This is a genomic window from Synechococcus sp. R65.1 (assembly GCF_047461755.1).
Lineage (GTDB): Bacteria > Cyanobacteriota > Cyanobacteriia > Thermostichales > Thermostichaceae > Thermostichus.
On record NZ_JANSHU010000014.1, the window covers coordinates 21,394 to 36,330 of the forward strand.

Sequence of the window (14,937 nt, forward strand, 5' to 3'; positions counted from 1 at the left end):
CCTAGCTAAAGCAACTCCAGGGATCCCTATAAGTGGGATCCCTTTTTTACTGCTCGAACCTTGGATAGGAACTCGGCCAAGCTTTACATGGACTCGGGGGCACTTAGGCCGAGGATGCCAGTGAGCACGTTAAACAAGACCTGCCGCGTAGCTTGCACTAGTTGAATGCGGGCTTGCGCCAAGAGGGGATCCTCTTTCAAGAGAGGTAAAATGCGGCAGTTGTCGTAAAACTTGTTGAAATCGGCAGCAACGGCTTCTGCATAGCGGATGATTTTATGCGGGGCGCGCTCCTCGGCAGCGGCAATCAGCTCATCCGGCAGAGCCAACAGGCGCAACAGCAAGGCTCGCTCTTCGGGTTCTCTGTAGGGCAGTCTTCGTTGCTCCGTCAGGGCAACTTCGTCAGTTAGTTTCACTTTTTCTTCCTCCTGTAACCGCCGCAACAGGGTACAGCAGCGGGCGTGGCTGTAGTGGACATAGACCACTGGGTTATCGAAAGTTTGCTTGACAGCTAAATCCAAATCAAAGTTGATGGGACTGTCCATGCTGCTGCTGAGCAAAAACCAGCGCGCTGCGTCGACCCCCACGCCAATTTCTGGATCTTCGATGAGATCGTTTAGCGAAACAAAATTGCCAGTGCGCTTGGACATGCGCACTTCGACCTTCTCTCCAGTTTCCGGGTCAGCTTTAAACAACTTGACAAATTGGCCAATCAGGATTTCCAGCTTCACCTCTGGGTTGAAGGCCGCCACCGCTGCCCTCAGGCGACCAATATAGCCATGGTGATCCGAGCCAAGGATGTTGATCAGCCGCTGGTAGCCCCGCCGGACTTTGTCGCGGTGGTAAGCGATATCAGCCGCTAGGTAGGTAAACGAGCCATCAGCCTTCTGCACCACCCGATCCTTGTCGTCGCCAAATTCTTGGGTTTTGAAGTAAACGGCCTCCTCGGCCCCTAGCTTGGGATCCTCGCCTCGCGGCGCTCTAGCCCTATAGAGAAAACCGCGCTCTTGCAGCTCTTGCAAAGCCTGCTGGATAGCGCTCAGGCCCGTCTGGGGATCTGGCGTATGCAAGCAGCGCTCGCTAAACCAGTGATCGAACTCGGTGCGCAACTGCTGTAGGGTCTGCTTTTGCCAGGCCAGGATTTCCTCATAAGCAAACTCTATGTATTCCTCTAGGCTGGCTGGCAGAGGGCGGATCCCAGCCTGCACTTGCTCCAGCAGCCGCCGGGCAATATCGATCAAGTAGCTGCCGTGATAGCCGTCCTCTGGCAGAGCCACTTCTTCGCCCTGGAGTTGCCGCACCCGCACCTCTAGAGACTGACCTAAGAGCCGCATCTGATTGCCGGCATCGTTAATGTAGAACTCCCGCTCCACTTGGTGGCCTGTCCAGCGCAGCAGGTTAGCCAGGGTGGAGCCAACCGCCGCCCAGCGGCCATGCCCTACGTGCAGCGGCCCTGTTGGGTTGGCGGAAACATATTCCAGCAAAATGCGCTCGGGATGGGGGGTAGCTGTTTTGCCAAAGTCCTCCCCCAACCTCAACAACTCTTGCAGTCGCCTGGCCAAAAAGGGATCCCCAAGCCGAAAGTTGAGGTACCCTCCCCCTGCCACCTCAGTTTCAATATCCGGCAAATCCAGGTGTTTTCGCAGAGTTTGAGCGATCTGAGCCGGCGCTAGGCGGCAGAGCTTGGCCATTCCCAAGGGAGTGGGACAGGCGTAATCGCCATAGCGAGGATCGCTGGGGATCTGAACAACTGGCACCACGCCGGCTGCCCGCTCGGGAGTCAAGGATCCCAGTTGCCCTGCTGCGGCTGCCCGTTGAATGCTTTCGGCTACGGCAGCGGTGAGAAAGCGAATCAGGGAGGTGGATAGGGACTGGGTGACCATGGCTGAGGGTACCAAGACAACTCTGCGAAAGCTCAACTGGGCACCAGCGCGTCTCTTGATTTTGACACAACTGCCTCCTCTCTGCTCCAGCCGGCCTGGTTCTAGGGAGTGAAGACCAAAATCCTAGTGTCTCGAGGATGGCAATTTCCAACGGATGAGAGCAGTCTGCCTTGCCGCGAAGCAGTTGCGGCTACACCTCTGGTTTTGATTGCCCTGCGCTACGCAAGAGGCGTTCAGGGGCCTTCACCTCAGCCACCGCCAAAGTTACGGCATGAAGTCTGTTGCTACTTAATGCCAACTGCAACCACCGGCACTTTACCTGTAGACAAGAAACTTTGTCTTCCAGTGAAATTAAGCAGGCTAACTCCATCGGCTTGGCAAGGTCTAGTAAGCTTGTCGATTGAGCTCGCCAAAAGGCTGCTAGCAACAGATAAACGGTAACAACAAGTAACGGCTGACTAAAGCTGGTAGTGATCCCAAAAAAAAGCTGAATAAGTTTCGTGAGACAGGAAATCCCTTCTACCTTAGAGGAGATCAGTAGGGGACAAGGGCCCTTGGAGACCTTTGTTTTGATTAAGCAAGTGCCCGATCCTAACAGCAAAACGGGCGTCAACAGCGATGGCACCATCGACCGGGCCAAGGCCAAGCGGATGTTAAACCCCTTTGATCGCTACGCCCTGGAAGCGGCTCTCCAAACCAAACGCCAGCACGGGGCCAGGGTGACGGCAATCACCATGGGGCCACCGCCAGCCATCGAGGTACTTTACGAGGCCATTGCCCACGGCGTGGATCGGGGCATTCTGATAACCGATCGCCGCCTCGCTGCTTCCGATACCTTGGCCACTGCCTACACCTTGGCCCAGACAGTTCGCTATGCGGGCCAGCCGGATATCCTCTTCTGCGGGCTCCAGACCACCGACGGCGATACAGCCCAAGTGGGGCCCCAGTTGGCGGAGCGGCTGGGGATCCCTCAGGTTACCTATTGCGAGGCCTTCGAGATCCAAGAGGGGATCTTGGTGGCGCGGCGGGCTATCGAAGGAGGATCCCAGACAGTAAGGGTGCCCTTGCCGGTTCTGGTTACAGTGGCCAACACAGCGCGACGCTTGGCCTACCCTACCCTGCGCGGCATGCAGCGGGTGCAGCGGCTCATGCGGGACGAGGCAGCACGGGCTGAGGTCATCCAGATTCTTAGCCTAGACGACATAGGGGCCGATCCAGATCGCTGTGGCCTCAAGGGATCCCCGACCATTGTGGCCGCTACCGAAAAAGTTGGGGAGATGGGCGGCCGGTGTCAAGTTTTTCAGGGGCAGCCGCTGCCCCAACTGGTGCAACAACTCACCCAAGCCGTCGACTTGTTCCGCTACACCCTGACCTCTTAGCTTCCCCACCCCGAGAGGAGTCCCAACTTATGGATAGCAAGCGGGTAGTGGTCTTTGCCGAGCAGGTAGACGGGGAGCTACAGCCCATCGCTCTGGAGTTGTTAGGAGCGGGGCGACGGCTAGCGGACAAGCTAGGAGGGATCCTGAGTGCCTTGGTCCTTGGGCACAACATCGCCCACTTGCCCTCCCTTCTCATCGGCCACGGGGCGGATCAAGTCTTCATTGCCGATCATCCAGAGCTGGCTCAATACCGCACTCTGCCTTACCGCCGCGTCATCGTGGATCTCATCAAAAGCTGGCCTCAGCCGCCCCACATCTTGCTATTTGGCGCCACCACCACTGGCCGCGACTTGGCCCCCCGCTTGGCAGCCCACCTGGAAACGGGCTTGACCGCCGATTGCACCGAGCTGGACATCGGCCCCTTTGAGTACACCAACAGCAGAGATCCCAGCAAGGCTGGCTTCTTCCCCGCCTGCCTGTACGCCATTCGGCCCAGCTTTGGCGAATCGCTCAAAGCCCGCATTCTTGGACCTTGGAAGAATCCGCAAATGGCCACGGTGCGCCCCGGGGTGATGCTGCCCCTGCCATGGGACGGATCTCGCCAGGGGGAGGTGATCCCGGTGCCGGTTAACCTGAAGCCGGAGGATCTAAAGTTGCACATTGTGGAAACGGTGCGCAACCTTTCCCAGGCAGTGGATCTCAGCCGCGCCAAAGTCATCGTTGCAGGCGGCTACGGCCTGGGATGCGCGGAAGGCTTTGAGCTGATGAGGGAGCTAGCCGCCTGTTTCCCCAACAGCGCCGTTGGCTCTTCTCGCAAGGCTGTCGATGCCGGCTGGATCCCCTATGCCCACCAGGTAGGCCAAACGGGGAAAACTGTCCGTCCTCAGCTCTACATTGCCTGTGGCATTTCGGGAGCCATCCAGCACCGAGTCGGCATGGACAAGTCCCAGCTTATCATCGCCATCAACAAGGACAGCTCCGCCCCCATCTTCAAATTCGCCCACTACGGCATTGTGGGGGATCTCTACCAGGTGGTGCCAGAGCTAATTCGGCACCTGAAACAGGCTCAGGAGGAGAGGCGAGAAGGAGCCAATGTCCAACAACCCTTCCAGCAGCGGCTCCCTCTCCTACAAAAGCCCTAGAAAGACGGGTGTAGGACCATCGTTAGCAGACCCTGCTGCCCCAGCAACAGCTCCCGCAACAGGGTTACTAGGCCCACCCAAACCACAGGCGCCATGTCCACACCCCCCAGAGGCGGGATCAGGCGGCGTGTCGGGCGCAACAGAAACTCTGTTAGGCCGACCACCAGGGAGTAGGGAAGGCGGGAAGTATCCAGTTGCGGATACCAGGACAGGAAAATGCGCAGCACAAACAGCACGGTGTAAGTTGCCAACAGCGGACCTAGCACCCAGGCAGCGAATATCGGCAGCATACGTCTTGCAGGAACTAGGGGATTCGGAGCCCAAGGGGGATGTAGGCCTCGGCTCTAACCTTAGACTCAGCTTCTTAAAACTTTAACTCCATTTCCAAGATAGTCCTACAGGCAGCCGTTGGAGACTAGCGCCATAATGGTCGTATCTTGCTGACTGCAGGGAGGGATCCCATGCAGGGAAGACTCCAAGAGATCGATATCCGCAGCATTCTCCAGCTGATCGAGTTGGGCCAGCGCACCGGCGAACTTGTCGTGGAGGCAAACCCTTCCCTCTACTGGTTCATCTTTTTCCTCAATGGGCGAATCATCTATGCCTCTGAAGGCGAAGGCAACGTTGCTCGTCTCAGGGACTACCTGCGCCGCTTCCAGCTCGAAGCTGCCTTAGACGAAATTCAGATGCCACCCAAAGCAGCGGTGAACATCCCCGAGTACAGCCGCCTCTGGTCTTTGCTGGAAAACCACAAGCTCAACCCCAACCAAGGTAAGCAAATCCTTCTGGGCATGGTGCGGGAAGTCCTCTTTGATCTGCTCAGCCTTCACCACGGCTCCTTTATTTTCGAGGCTGGCCCTCCTCTGGCCCCCCAACTGACCACCTTCCCGGTCACTTCCCTGCTCACTGAGATGGTGACCCAAGTGCAGGAGTGGAAGAAGCTGCATCCCTACATCCAGACTCCCAACCAAGCCCCCACCATCGTCAACCCCCTGCCCCTCCAGCAAACCCTGCCAGCCGCCGTCTTCAAAGCTCTGAGTGAGTGGTCAGACGGCAAAACCAGCATTCGCCAGATGGCCCGCTACCTGGGCCGAGACATCCTGCTAGTGGCCAAAGCCTTCTATCCCTATGTGCAGCAGGGGGCAATCCACCTGTCCGAGCCTGTCCCCCTTGCTGGCCCCAAGCCTAGTAGACCCCTCAAACCTAGCGACAAGCCTGCTCACATCCTCTGCATCGACGATTCCATGGCTATCCAAAAAACCGTGGAGTTCATCCTGCAAAACGAGGGCTACCGGGTTACCACCATTGGCAACCCCCTCAAAGCTCTGGGACAGGTGTTTCTCCTCAACCCCGACATGATTCTCTGCGATGTGGCCATGCCCAAGCTGGATGGGTATGAGCTGTGCGCCATGTTGCGCAAATCCAGCCAGTTCCATGAAACCCCCATCGTGATGCTCACCGGCAAGGATAGTTTTTCTGACCGAATTAAAGCCCGCATGGCGGGGGCCAACGAGTTTCTGGGCAAGCCCTTTTCTGAGAAGGAGTTGTTGACCGTCGTCGAATCCTACGTGGGCCCACCTCCCAAACAGGGCGGCGAATAGGATCAAACGGGAGAGGGAGTACCGGACGGAGGAATGCCGTATCGAAACAATAGGGGTAGCACGGCTGGCCCACAGCCCCAGAGCTGAGCAATAGGCTTCAGTCGCAGCAGGCCAATGGCTGGGGGGTACAGGCGATGGTCAAAGTGATAGTGGATAACCAGTTACCTACCTGGAGGCCACGCAGGAACGGCTACGAAGTGCTCCGGTGAAGGGAAATGAAAGCACCCGACATGTTTGCAGAGTCTCTGCTCCACCAATTAGGTTAATGGTTAAGAGATCAAGGAGACTGGCCAAAAATGAGTCGCATTTTGGTGGTAGAAGATAGCCAATCCCAGCGGGAGATGATCAGTAAGCTGCTGCAGGAAAACGGCTTCGAGGTCATGACCGTGGAAGATGGAGTGGAAGCTGTAGAGGCGGTAAAGCAGAACAAACCCGACCTGATTGTGCTGGACATCGTCCTGCCCCGCATGAACGGCTACGAGGTGTGCCGTCTTCTCAAAGCTGACCCGCTTACTCAGAACACTCCGATTGTCATGTGCTCTTCCAAGGGTGAGGAAGCCGACCGCTACTGGGGGCTGCGCCAGGGAGCAGATGCCTATGTCGTCAAGCCTTTTCAGCCGCAGGAACTGGTGGGTACGATTAAGCGATTACTAAGGGGCTAGCCCGCTTCTATGCCTTCCGGCAGAGCCCAGGGGGGGCTCTAGACCCGGGCAAGGGAGCGGTGGCCACCTCTCCACAGGACCATCCACAGGGGGGAGCATCATGGTGGGGGATCTGGACTTGTTGATGGGGGACGAAACCCAGGAATTGAGAGAAATTGAGGCTCCTGAAGGTGAGCTATTCCTGAAATTCAAGGTTGCTACCGGCGGAGAATTTGCATTGCCGGCAGTATCAATTGTGGAAGTGATGAGCATTGGCCCTGAGAAGATTACCCCCATGCCCAATGTGGCACCGGTTTTGCTGGGCACACTCAACTTGCGGGGTGAAGTGATCTGGGTTGCAGACCTGGGGCAATTCTTGGGGATCAGTCCCCCCCTCAATCTTGAGCGTGCCGAGCTGCCTGTGGTGGCTGTAATGGATCAACAGGATTTGCTGATGGGATTGGCTGTGGACTCCATTGGGGGCATGGAGTGGCTCAAGACGGAATCGCTGCAACCTGTTCAGAAGGCTCCTGAGTCGCTAGCTCCCTTCTTGCGAGGAGAATGGGTGGTGCCAGAGACAGGGGCTCACTTGCCGTTCCTGGATCCGTCGGCCATCCTGAAATCTAATCGTTGGGGCTGATGAGGAGCCGCCTATAAGTTCGCCAGGAAAAGGAGGATGTATAGTTCTTATCGAGATTGCTCCCTAGACAGGGGAAACAGCTTGGAGCCTGTTCCCAAAAGATTTGCCCCAAGCTTGCTGGGGATGTGTTGCGCTAGCTCTTGCCCCCAAAGCTTTAGGGTTGGAGGGGAAAAGCAGTCCATGAGCATATTACTACAGCTTTATGGCGACCTAGCGACTTTGAGGGGTTGGTATGGGGTGAGTTCTGTGCATTGAGGCTAAAGCAGTCCCAGAGGTAGCCAAGCAGGGAAGGGAGGAGCCATGGTTTCCAGCGCAAACAATCAGAGAGACTTCACTGAGGGAATGGTTGCCTTTTGGCGGGGAGACTACGCTGAGGCAGTGCGTCTATTCAGCCAGGTGGCCGCTGCTCAACCTCAGGATACGGCGGTCAAGCTGTTGCTGGCTTCGGCCCAGAAGCAAGCGGGGCAACTGCGGGAAGCCCGCCATACCTACGATACCATCCTCAAAACAGCCAGCGATCCTGAGGATCTGGAAGCAGCCCGTAGGGGCCTGGAGGAGCTGTTGCAGGTGGCGCCGGAGCTAGCAGAGGCTCCCCCTTTACCGCAGGAGGACGAGCTTCAGCCTCGGGAGGGGTTTGCTGCTCAACTGGAGGAGTCGGATCCTTTTTCCCAGTTTGCGTTTGAGGAGAGGAGAGAAGCTGGGGCCGATCCCCTTGCTGCGGAGAGCAACAGCTTTGGAGAATTTGCCGAACCTTTCGAGACGAGACTCTCAGTGGAGCCAGCAGCCCTGTTGGGCTCCTCTCAGCCCCTGCCCACGACTCCTCGAACAACGGGAGGGGGTGTGAAGCAACCTCAGGCAGAGCCGATGCTCGAGGACGACTTTGCCTTCCTCAACGAGTTTGAGCAACAGCCGCAAGATCTGGAAAGCGATGCTGTTACTCAATTGGCTAGCGGTGCCGATTTTCCCGAGGAGATAGGCTTTTCTCTACCCACTTTTGAGGAAGGGGGATCCCTAGAAGAAAGCTTGCCGACGGAATTGGCCGCCCCCATGAGCGAGCCGATCCCTGCCCCCGACGAAGATACAGCCAGCGCTGGCTCTACGGTGCTCTTTGAGCCTGACGAGTTGGACAGCTTGGATCGCGAACTGGCCGGCACAGGCAGGAGCGAGCCGGCGGCCCTCGGCGCCGATGAGGGCAAGACAGGAGAAACGGCTAGAACGCTACAAAGCTTGCCGACTCTCTCCGTTCCTCTCCCCAGCATACCTAGAGGGGAACTGCCTAGCCGACTGACAGCCAATCAGCTGACCCTGGCGCTGATGCAAGGGGTGGTCAGTTTGGCTGCCGGCTTGGCCATTGGCCTAGGGATCCCAGCCAACGGTGGAGCCCGCCTGCTGGCCGGCGTAGTTGGCGGGGGGGTCATTGGCACAGGGGTTGGGGCTGTCCTTGCCTCCCGCCATGCCCAGCGCCTTCGCGCCACTACCCAAGAGCTGGCCGGACACTTTGCCGCCCTGGCCCAGGGGAATTATTCCGTGCGGGCAGAGGCGAGAGGAGATGACGAGCTGGGGCGCTTGGCCGACAGCTTCAACCGGATGGCTGCTGCCCTGGAGGCCCATTTTGCTGACCTCAGCCAGCGGGCTGCTGAACAGGGGCAGGCTAAGGAAGACTTGCAACGCCAAGTGATCCGCCTCCTGGACGATGTGGAGGGGGCAGCCCGCGGGGACTTGACGGTGCGGGCGGAGGTTACCGCTGACGTGCTCGGAGCTGTTGCTGACTCTTTCAACCTGACCATTCGCAGCCTGCGGGACATCGTGATTCAAGTGAAGCGGGCCGCAGCCGCTGTGAACGATGCAGCTTTACAGAGCGAGGACTTTGCCCGCAACCTTTCTGCCGACGCCCTGCGCCAGGCGGAGGAGATTTCCAACTCCCTCAACTCCATTCAGGAGATGACAGACTCCATTCAGGAGGTGGCTGGCAATGCTCGCGAGGCAGCCAATGTCGCTGCCCAGGCTACAGAAGCAGCTGCCCGAGGCGGAGAAGCCGTGGATCGCACGGTGGCCAGCATCCTGGAGATTCGGGAAGTGGCAGCAGAGGCGACCCGCAAGGTGAAACGCTTGGCAGAATCCTCCCAGGAGATCTCCAAGATTGTGGCTTTGATCTCACAAATTGCCTCGCGCACCAACCTGCTTGCCCTCAACGCCAGTATCGAGGCCGCGCGGGCCGGCGAGGCGGGACGGGGCTTTGCCATTGTGGCCGATGAGGTGCGACAACTGGCTGACCGAGCCGCCAAAGCTTCGAAAGAGATCGAGCAGATTGTGCTGCAGATCCAGTCGGAGACCAGCAACGTCATGACAGCCATGGAAGAGGGAACCCAGGTGGTGATCGAGGGAACAAGGCGGGCTGAGCAGGCCAAAAACAGTCTGGACGAGATCATCGAGGTCAGCCACCAGATTGATAGGTTGGTGCGGGCCATTTCTCAGGCTACCGTACAACAAACAGAGACCTCTCGCGCTGTGGCCCACCTCATGCAATCAGTGGCGCTGACAGCCAACGAGACATCCGAAGAGGCGCAGAAAGTGGCTGCTTCGCTGCAGCAGTTGGTGGGCATTGCCCGTGAGCTTCAAGCTTCCGTGGGTCGCTTCCGAGTGGGAGATGAATGAGCAAATTTGCCTGGTTCGCGGGCACTCTAGGGAGTAAGGATCCCGAGTCTCCTTGGGAGCCCCCTGCCAATCAGCGCAGAGGCAAGTTTTCCTGTGTCCAATTTGTTACTACTAAAACTGTGGGCCGTAGGAGGAGCCTCCTGCCATGAATGAAGAAGCACAAAAGCGGATTCTCAACTATTTCATCGAAGAGGCCCGCGACCACTTGGCCACTATCGAGCAAGGGCTCCTCAGCTTGCGGGACACGGTCGGCGACCCTGAGCAAATCAATGAGCTATTCCGAGCTGCTCACTCCATCAAGGGGGGAGCAGCCATGCTGGGCCTTACCAGCATTCAGCGAACAGCCCACCGCCTAGAAGACTTCTTTAACATCTTTCGCTCTCGTCCGGGCGAGGTGCCAGTGGATCAGCACCTGGAAACACTGCTGCTGCAGGTCTTTGATGGTCTGACGGCGCTCTTGGACGAGCTGCAGAGCCCCCAAGGCCTCACCCAGGAGTTCAGCGCTTCCACTTTGGCAGGATTGGAGCCAGTTTTTCAGGAGGCCGAAAAGCACATTCGCAGTCTTCTGGGCGAAGGCCCCCCCTCCATTCCCGCTCCGGCTGTTGCCCCGCCGTCGGCAGCTCGCAGCCTTCAGCAGGAGATGGTGGAAGTGGTGCCGCAGCAGTTGCGGCAGATGTTGGAGCTGTTCAAGCAAGGGGATCAGCCGGGCGTGCGCGAGCAGTTGCGGGAGGCAAATGCCGTCCTCAAGCAAATCGGGCAAACTCATCACTTGAAAGGCTGGCAACAGCTCACAGAAACTTTCGAGCAAGCGCTGGGCAACCCCAATGCCGATCTGCGAACGCTGGCGTTGATTGCCCTGCGGGACTTCAAGCAAGGGCAGCAGTTGATCTTGGCAGGCAGGGCTGAGGAGGTGAGTGCCTCGGCAGAATTGCAGCAGCTGGCCCGCCCGGCAGCGCCGGCTGCACCCCCTGATCCCTTGGACGTGGTGATCCAGCAGCGGATCCCGGCCCTACTGCGCCAGATGCTGGAGCTGTTCAAACGGCCCGACGACCCCGCTACGCGGCCCGCCTTGCAGAGCATCGCCCAATCCCTGCAGGAGGTGGGGCAAGCCGAGGGTGTGGATCTGGGCGGCTGGACAGCCCTAGCGCGCCTGGTTGGGGAGATTTTGGCAGATCCTGCCCAAGATTTACGGCAGGTGGCTCTGCCAGTGTTGCGAGATCTTAAGCAGGCCCACCAGGCTCTGGCTAGCGGAGCAGCCCAGAGCATCCAGCCCTCTGCAGAGTTGTTGGCCTTCCGCCGCGTGCCGACAGTTGCTGAGGAGGCTGAGTCAGAACTGTCCTCTGCCGAACCCGAGGCCGTCCTCTCTGCTCCGGCTCTAAGCCGAGAATCTGGGTTAGAGGAAGCCCTAGAAGCCGAAAGCCAAGAAACAGAACACCCAGAGCTAGGCCGGCCGGAGATGCTTGCCGAGAAGGGGATAGAGGAAGACGGGCAAGCTGCCGCCGACCTTGCCCAAGAAGGCCTTGCTGGCTCCGCAGAGATGAACTGGCTTCAGGAGAAGGGGGTGCCACAAGCCGACTGGGCCGTGGGTGGAGGTGACTTCGACGCCACTCCCTTGAGTTTGGAGGAAGAAGTCTCCTTGGCCTTTGAGGAGCTGTTTGCCAACGCGGAACAGCTATCCGATATCGAAGAACTTCCACCAGAGCTGATCCCTCCTGCCTCTGAACTCTCCTCAGCAGCGTTCGAGGAGCTCATCCCAGAAGAGAGGAGAGCGGAAGCGGATCTGGCAGCGCTGTTTGCGGAAGTGTCGGGCGAAGCAACAGCGGAGGCTGGCGCTGCTGAGCAGACAGAGGCTGAGGACACAGGTCAAGCTCTCTGGAACGTCACCGAAGAGGAGTTGACGGTCCAAGCACCTGCGGAAAGGCCTACGGCGAGCCTCGACTTTGCGGCTGCAAGTGGTGGAGTGGAGGCCCCGTTTGAGCTGGAGGAGCTAGCCGTTGAGAGTTCTCCCTTGCCTGACTTGGAGTCAACTCCCAGGGTGGAGCTTTGGGCAGAGGTCGAGGAGGGATCCCCTGCCGAGGAGAGCCTAGAGGATCTTCTTGGGGCGGCAGAGCTGGCCTGGTCGGAAGCAGCCGAGCAGTCTGAAAGCCTCGAGGAGCCAAAGGTTGCGGCAGCCCAGGGCTTCACGGCTGAGCTGAGTCTGGCTGAGCTCTTGGCTAGTGAGACGGTGGAGGCCCCAGAAAACCAGGAGGAGTGGGCGCTCCTGGAGCAGATGTTTCCAGCCCCAGAAGAGGAGCCCTCTGCAGCAGCTGCTGCCTCTTTCTCGGAGGATTCTCTCAACCGTCTCGAGGTGTTGTTTGCCGAGGAGGCCGAGGCCGAAGAGCTGGGCAGGGGGGCTGGCGAACCTTCATCGGCTGTGGATACTGATGGCGACAGCCAGATCGATCTGGAGGAGCTGAGCCGGTTCTTTGCCGCAGCGGCAGACACGCAGGAAGGAGCCCCCCTGGGTGACCTAGAAGCCTCGCCAGCAAGCAACTTAGCTGCAGAAGTTCCGCCAGAGGTAGCAGAGGAGGGTAGGGCTCTGCAGTCAGCAGAGGAAGACCTGGCCAGGCAACTGGAAAGCCTGTTTGCCGAGGATGAGCCCTTGGCCGCCCTGGGCGCAACTGTGGCTGAGGGCAAGATGCAGACCCCGGCAGAAGAAGCTTTAGAAGGCTCTTCCAGCCCTAGCCTGGACGATCTGGCTGCTCTCTTTGATGCTGCTGAACCAGCAGTGACTCCTAAGCTGGAAGAGGCTACTGCTCCCCCTGCAGAAGCCGCCAGCGACTTCGCAGCCCAACTGGAATTGCTCCTAGGCGACCTCGAGGTCGCTCCCCAGGCTCCTGCTGCGCCTCCTCCCCCTGCTGTTACTGCTCCAGCAGCCACCCCAGCAGTACCCGCTACGCCAGCAACACCGGCCAGCCGGCGGGCTGCCCTAGGTAGCTCTGTAATGCGGGTGGAGGTGCGTCACCTGGACTTCATCAACAACTTGGTGGGAGAGCTGGTTGTCATTCGCAATAGCATAGAGCAAAACCAAACTCGTCTGCGCCAATTTCTCGATGGCCTATTGAGCCGTGTCCAGCAGCTTGGGGAGCTGAGCCAGCGCATGCGGGATCAGTACGACCGCTCCCTGCTGGAAGCAGCGCTGTTTTCTGGCCGCAGGAGCACGGCAGCAGTGGGCTCCAGTCGCAACGGCGAGGGATCCAGCCGCGCCAGAGTAGGTCACTCCACAGGCCAGGAGTTTGACAAGCTGGAGATGGACCAGTTTACGGCCTTCCACGCCCTGGCCCAGGAGATTATCGAGCTCATTGTGCGGGTGCGTGAGTCTTCCTCCGACATTGAGTTTGCCGTGAATGAGGCGGAGCAGATTGCCCGCCAGTTCCGGCAGGTCACCGCCCAACTGCAAGAGGGCCTGAACCGAGCGCGCATGGTGCCTTTTGCGCAAATTGCCGACCGCTTGCCCCGAGCTGTTCGCGACCTCTCCCTCAAAACCGGTAAGCAGGCCAGCCTGGTGGTGGAAGGCCGGGACACCCTTATCGACAAGGCCATTCTGGAAGAGCTCTCCGACCCGCTAACCCACCTGGTGAACAACGCCCTGGTGCACGGGATCGAGCCGCCGGAAGAGCGGCGCCGCTTGGGCAAGCCCCCTGAGGGCAAGATTACCGTCAAGGCTTTCTACCAGGGCAACCAAGCCATCATTGTCGTCTCCGACGACGGGGCGGGGATCCCGGTGGAGAAGGTCAAGGCCAAGGCGCAAAGGTTGGGGCTGCTGTCAGAGGAAGCAACCGAAGACGAAGTATTTGGGGTTCTCTTCCACCCCGGCTTCAGCAGCCGCGAGGCTAGCGAGGTAGACGATCTGGCTGGGCGAGGGGTTGGCTTGGATGTGGTGCGGCGCAACATCACTGCACTGCGCGGCAGCATTCAGGTGGATTCTGTGCGCGGCAGGGGCACCACCTTCACCATCTGCCTGCCGCTCACTCTGAGCATTTCCAAGGCGATGGTGTGTGTCAGCGACAAGGCCCTGATTGCCTTCCCCCTCGACGGCGTGGAGGAGATGCTGGATGTTCCCGTCGACGCCGTGCAGCCTGATGAGCAGGGACGGCCCACCATTCCCTGGCGGGATCAGCGTCTTCCCTTCCAGCCCCTCTCCAGCTTGTTGTCCTACAGCCGCAGCCACAGCCGCAGCCGCTCTGAGGTTTATACCGTCACCCAGGATGAGGGTATCATTCCCATCGTTGTCCTCCAAAGTGCGGGCCAGTACCTTGCTCTGCAGGTGGACAGCTTTGTGGAAGAGCAGGAGATCGTGATCAAGCAACTGCGCGGCCCTGTGCCTAAGCCGCCGGGAATCTCTGGGGTAACGGTGTTGGGGAACGGGCGGGTGCTGCCGATTGCTGACGTCCTCGAGCTGGTGGATATGGCTCAAGGCCGCCGTCGCGATCTCAGCCGCCTCTGGGCAGAGCGTCGCGCTGAGGAGCCAAGGGCCGAGGAAACCCATCAGACCACGGTGCTCATTGTGGACGACTCGATTACCGTGCGAGAGCTGCTCTCCATGTCCTTCCAAAAGGTGGGCTACCGGGTGGAGCAGGCCCGCGATGGCCAGGATGCCTGGGAAAAGCTCCGCGGCGGCTTGCGCTGCGATCTCGTCTTCTGCGACATCGAGATGCCGCGCATGGACGGCCTAGAGTTGCTCTCCCGCATACGGGCAGACAGCAACCTCAAGCATATTCCGGTAGCTATGCTCACCTCGCGAGGGGCAGAACGACACCGGCAAACAGCCCGGGAGCTGGGGGCCACTGCCTACTTCACCAAGCCCTACCTGGAGGAGGAGCTGCTCAGCGCTGCTGCCCGCATGCTGCAAGGGGAGCAGTTGTTGAAGCCTGCCCCCCCTTCCTGAAGGGGCGACGCCAGGATCGCCAAAGGGCTTGACTCCAGAGGAGATTGGAAGGTGTAGGATATTGGCCTGTTG

Annotated in this window: 9 protein-coding genes; 7 read left to right on the forward strand and 2 right to left on the reverse strand. The window is 59.1% G+C overall.

The genetic code is table 11. From position 1 onward, the window contains the following. Positions 1 to 83: 83 nt before the first annotated feature. Positions 84 to 1,880: an arginine--tRNA ligase gene (gene argS / locus NW814_RS07430; RefSeq protein ID WP_414405792.1), complete on the reverse strand. Its 1,797-nt coding sequence runs from the start codon at positions 1,878 to 1,880 to the stop codon at positions 84 to 86. Positions 1,881 to 2,434: 554 nt separating this feature from the next. Here argS and NW814_RS07435 point away from each other — a divergent pair. Next, positions 2,435 to 3,259 carry an electron transfer flavoprotein subunit beta/FixA family protein gene (locus NW814_RS07435; protein WP_414405793.1) on the forward strand — a complete coding sequence of 275 codons (825 nt, stop codon included), beginning with the start codon at positions 2,435 to 2,437 and terminating at the stop codon, positions 3,257 to 3,259. Positions 3,260 to 3,288: 29 nt separating this feature from the next. Beyond that, entirely contained in the window at positions 3,289 to 4,401 is a 1,113-nt protein-coding gene (locus NW814_RS07440) for an electron transfer flavoprotein subunit alpha/FixB family protein (protein WP_414396661.1), read from the forward strand. On the opposite strand, the gene NW814_RS07445 is transcribed toward NW814_RS07440, so the two are convergent. Next, complete coding sequence (locus NW814_RS07445; RefSeq protein WP_414405794.1) at positions 4,398 to 4,691, reverse strand: YggT family protein; 294 nt, start codon at positions 4,689 to 4,691, stop codon at positions 4,398 to 4,400. The genes NW814_RS07440 and NW814_RS07445 overlap by 4 nt on opposite strands. Positions 4,692 to 4,862: 171 nt before the next feature. Between NW814_RS07445 and NW814_RS07450 the strand changes: the two genes are divergently transcribed. The 5 genes from NW814_RS07450 (at position 4,863) to NW814_RS07470 (ending at position 14,865) form a co-directional block, all read left to right on the forward strand. Further along, a complete protein-coding gene (locus tag NW814_RS07450; RefSeq protein WP_414405795.1) occupies positions 4,863 to 6,002 on the forward strand; it encodes a response regulator in 1,140 nt (379 codons plus the stop codon). 296 nt (positions 6,003 to 6,298) lie between these two features. Then, positions 6,299 to 6,664: a response regulator transcription factor gene (locus NW814_RS07455; protein WP_414405796.1), complete on the forward strand. Its 366-nt coding sequence runs from the start codon at positions 6,299 to 6,301 to the stop codon at positions 6,662 to 6,664. Positions 6,665 to 6,764: 100 nt separating this feature from the next. Further along, positions 6,765 to 7,283, forward strand: a complete 519-nt coding sequence (locus tag NW814_RS07460; protein WP_414405797.1) for a CheW domain-containing protein — start codon at positions 6,765 to 6,767, stop codon at positions 7,281 to 7,283. Positions 7,284 to 7,583: 300 nt separating this feature from the next. Next, a complete protein-coding gene (locus NW814_RS07465) occupies positions 7,584 to 9,938 on the forward strand; it encodes a methyl-accepting chemotaxis protein (RefSeq protein WP_414405798.1) in 2,355 nt (784 codons plus the stop codon). Between the two features lie 145 nt (positions 9,939 to 10,083). Next, the gene (locus tag NW814_RS07470; RefSeq protein ID WP_414405799.1) at positions 10,084 to 14,865 is read left to right on the forward strand and encodes a response regulator; all 4,782 of its coding nucleotides are present in this window, start codon (positions 10,084 to 10,086) and stop codon (positions 14,863 to 14,865) included. Positions 14,866 to 14,937: the final 72 nt, after the last annotated feature.

Excerpts from the sequence above, each read along its gene's own strand:
- argS (WP_414405792.1), bottom strand. The coding sequence starts at position 1,880 with ATGGTCACCCAGTCCCTATCCACCTCCCTGATTCGCTTTCTCACCGCT.
- NW814_RS07440 (WP_414396661.1), top strand. The coding sequence starts at position 3,289 with ATGGATAGCAAGCGGGTAGTGGTCTTTGCCGAGCAGGTAGACGGGGAG.
- NW814_RS07445 (WP_414405794.1), bottom strand. The coding sequence starts at position 4,691 with ATGCTGCCGATATTCGCTGCCTGGGTGCTAGGTCCGCTGTTGGCAACT.
- NW814_RS07450 (WP_414405795.1), top strand. The coding sequence starts at position 4,863 with ATGCAGGGAAGACTCCAAGAGATCGATATCCGCAGCATTCTCCAGCTG.
- NW814_RS07455 (WP_414405796.1), top strand. The coding sequence starts at position 6,299 with ATGAGTCGCATTTTGGTGGTAGAAGATAGCCAATCCCAGCGGGAGATG.
- NW814_RS07460 (WP_414405797.1), top strand. The coding sequence starts at position 6,765 with ATGGTGGGGGATCTGGACTTGTTGATGGGGGACGAAACCCAGGAATTG.
- NW814_RS07465 (WP_414405798.1), top strand. The coding sequence starts at position 7,584 with ATGGTTTCCAGCGCAAACAATCAGAGAGACTTCACTGAGGGAATGGTT.
- NW814_RS07470 (WP_414405799.1), top strand. The coding sequence starts at position 10,084 with ATGAATGAAGAAGCACAAAAGCGGATTCTCAACTATTTCATCGAAGAG.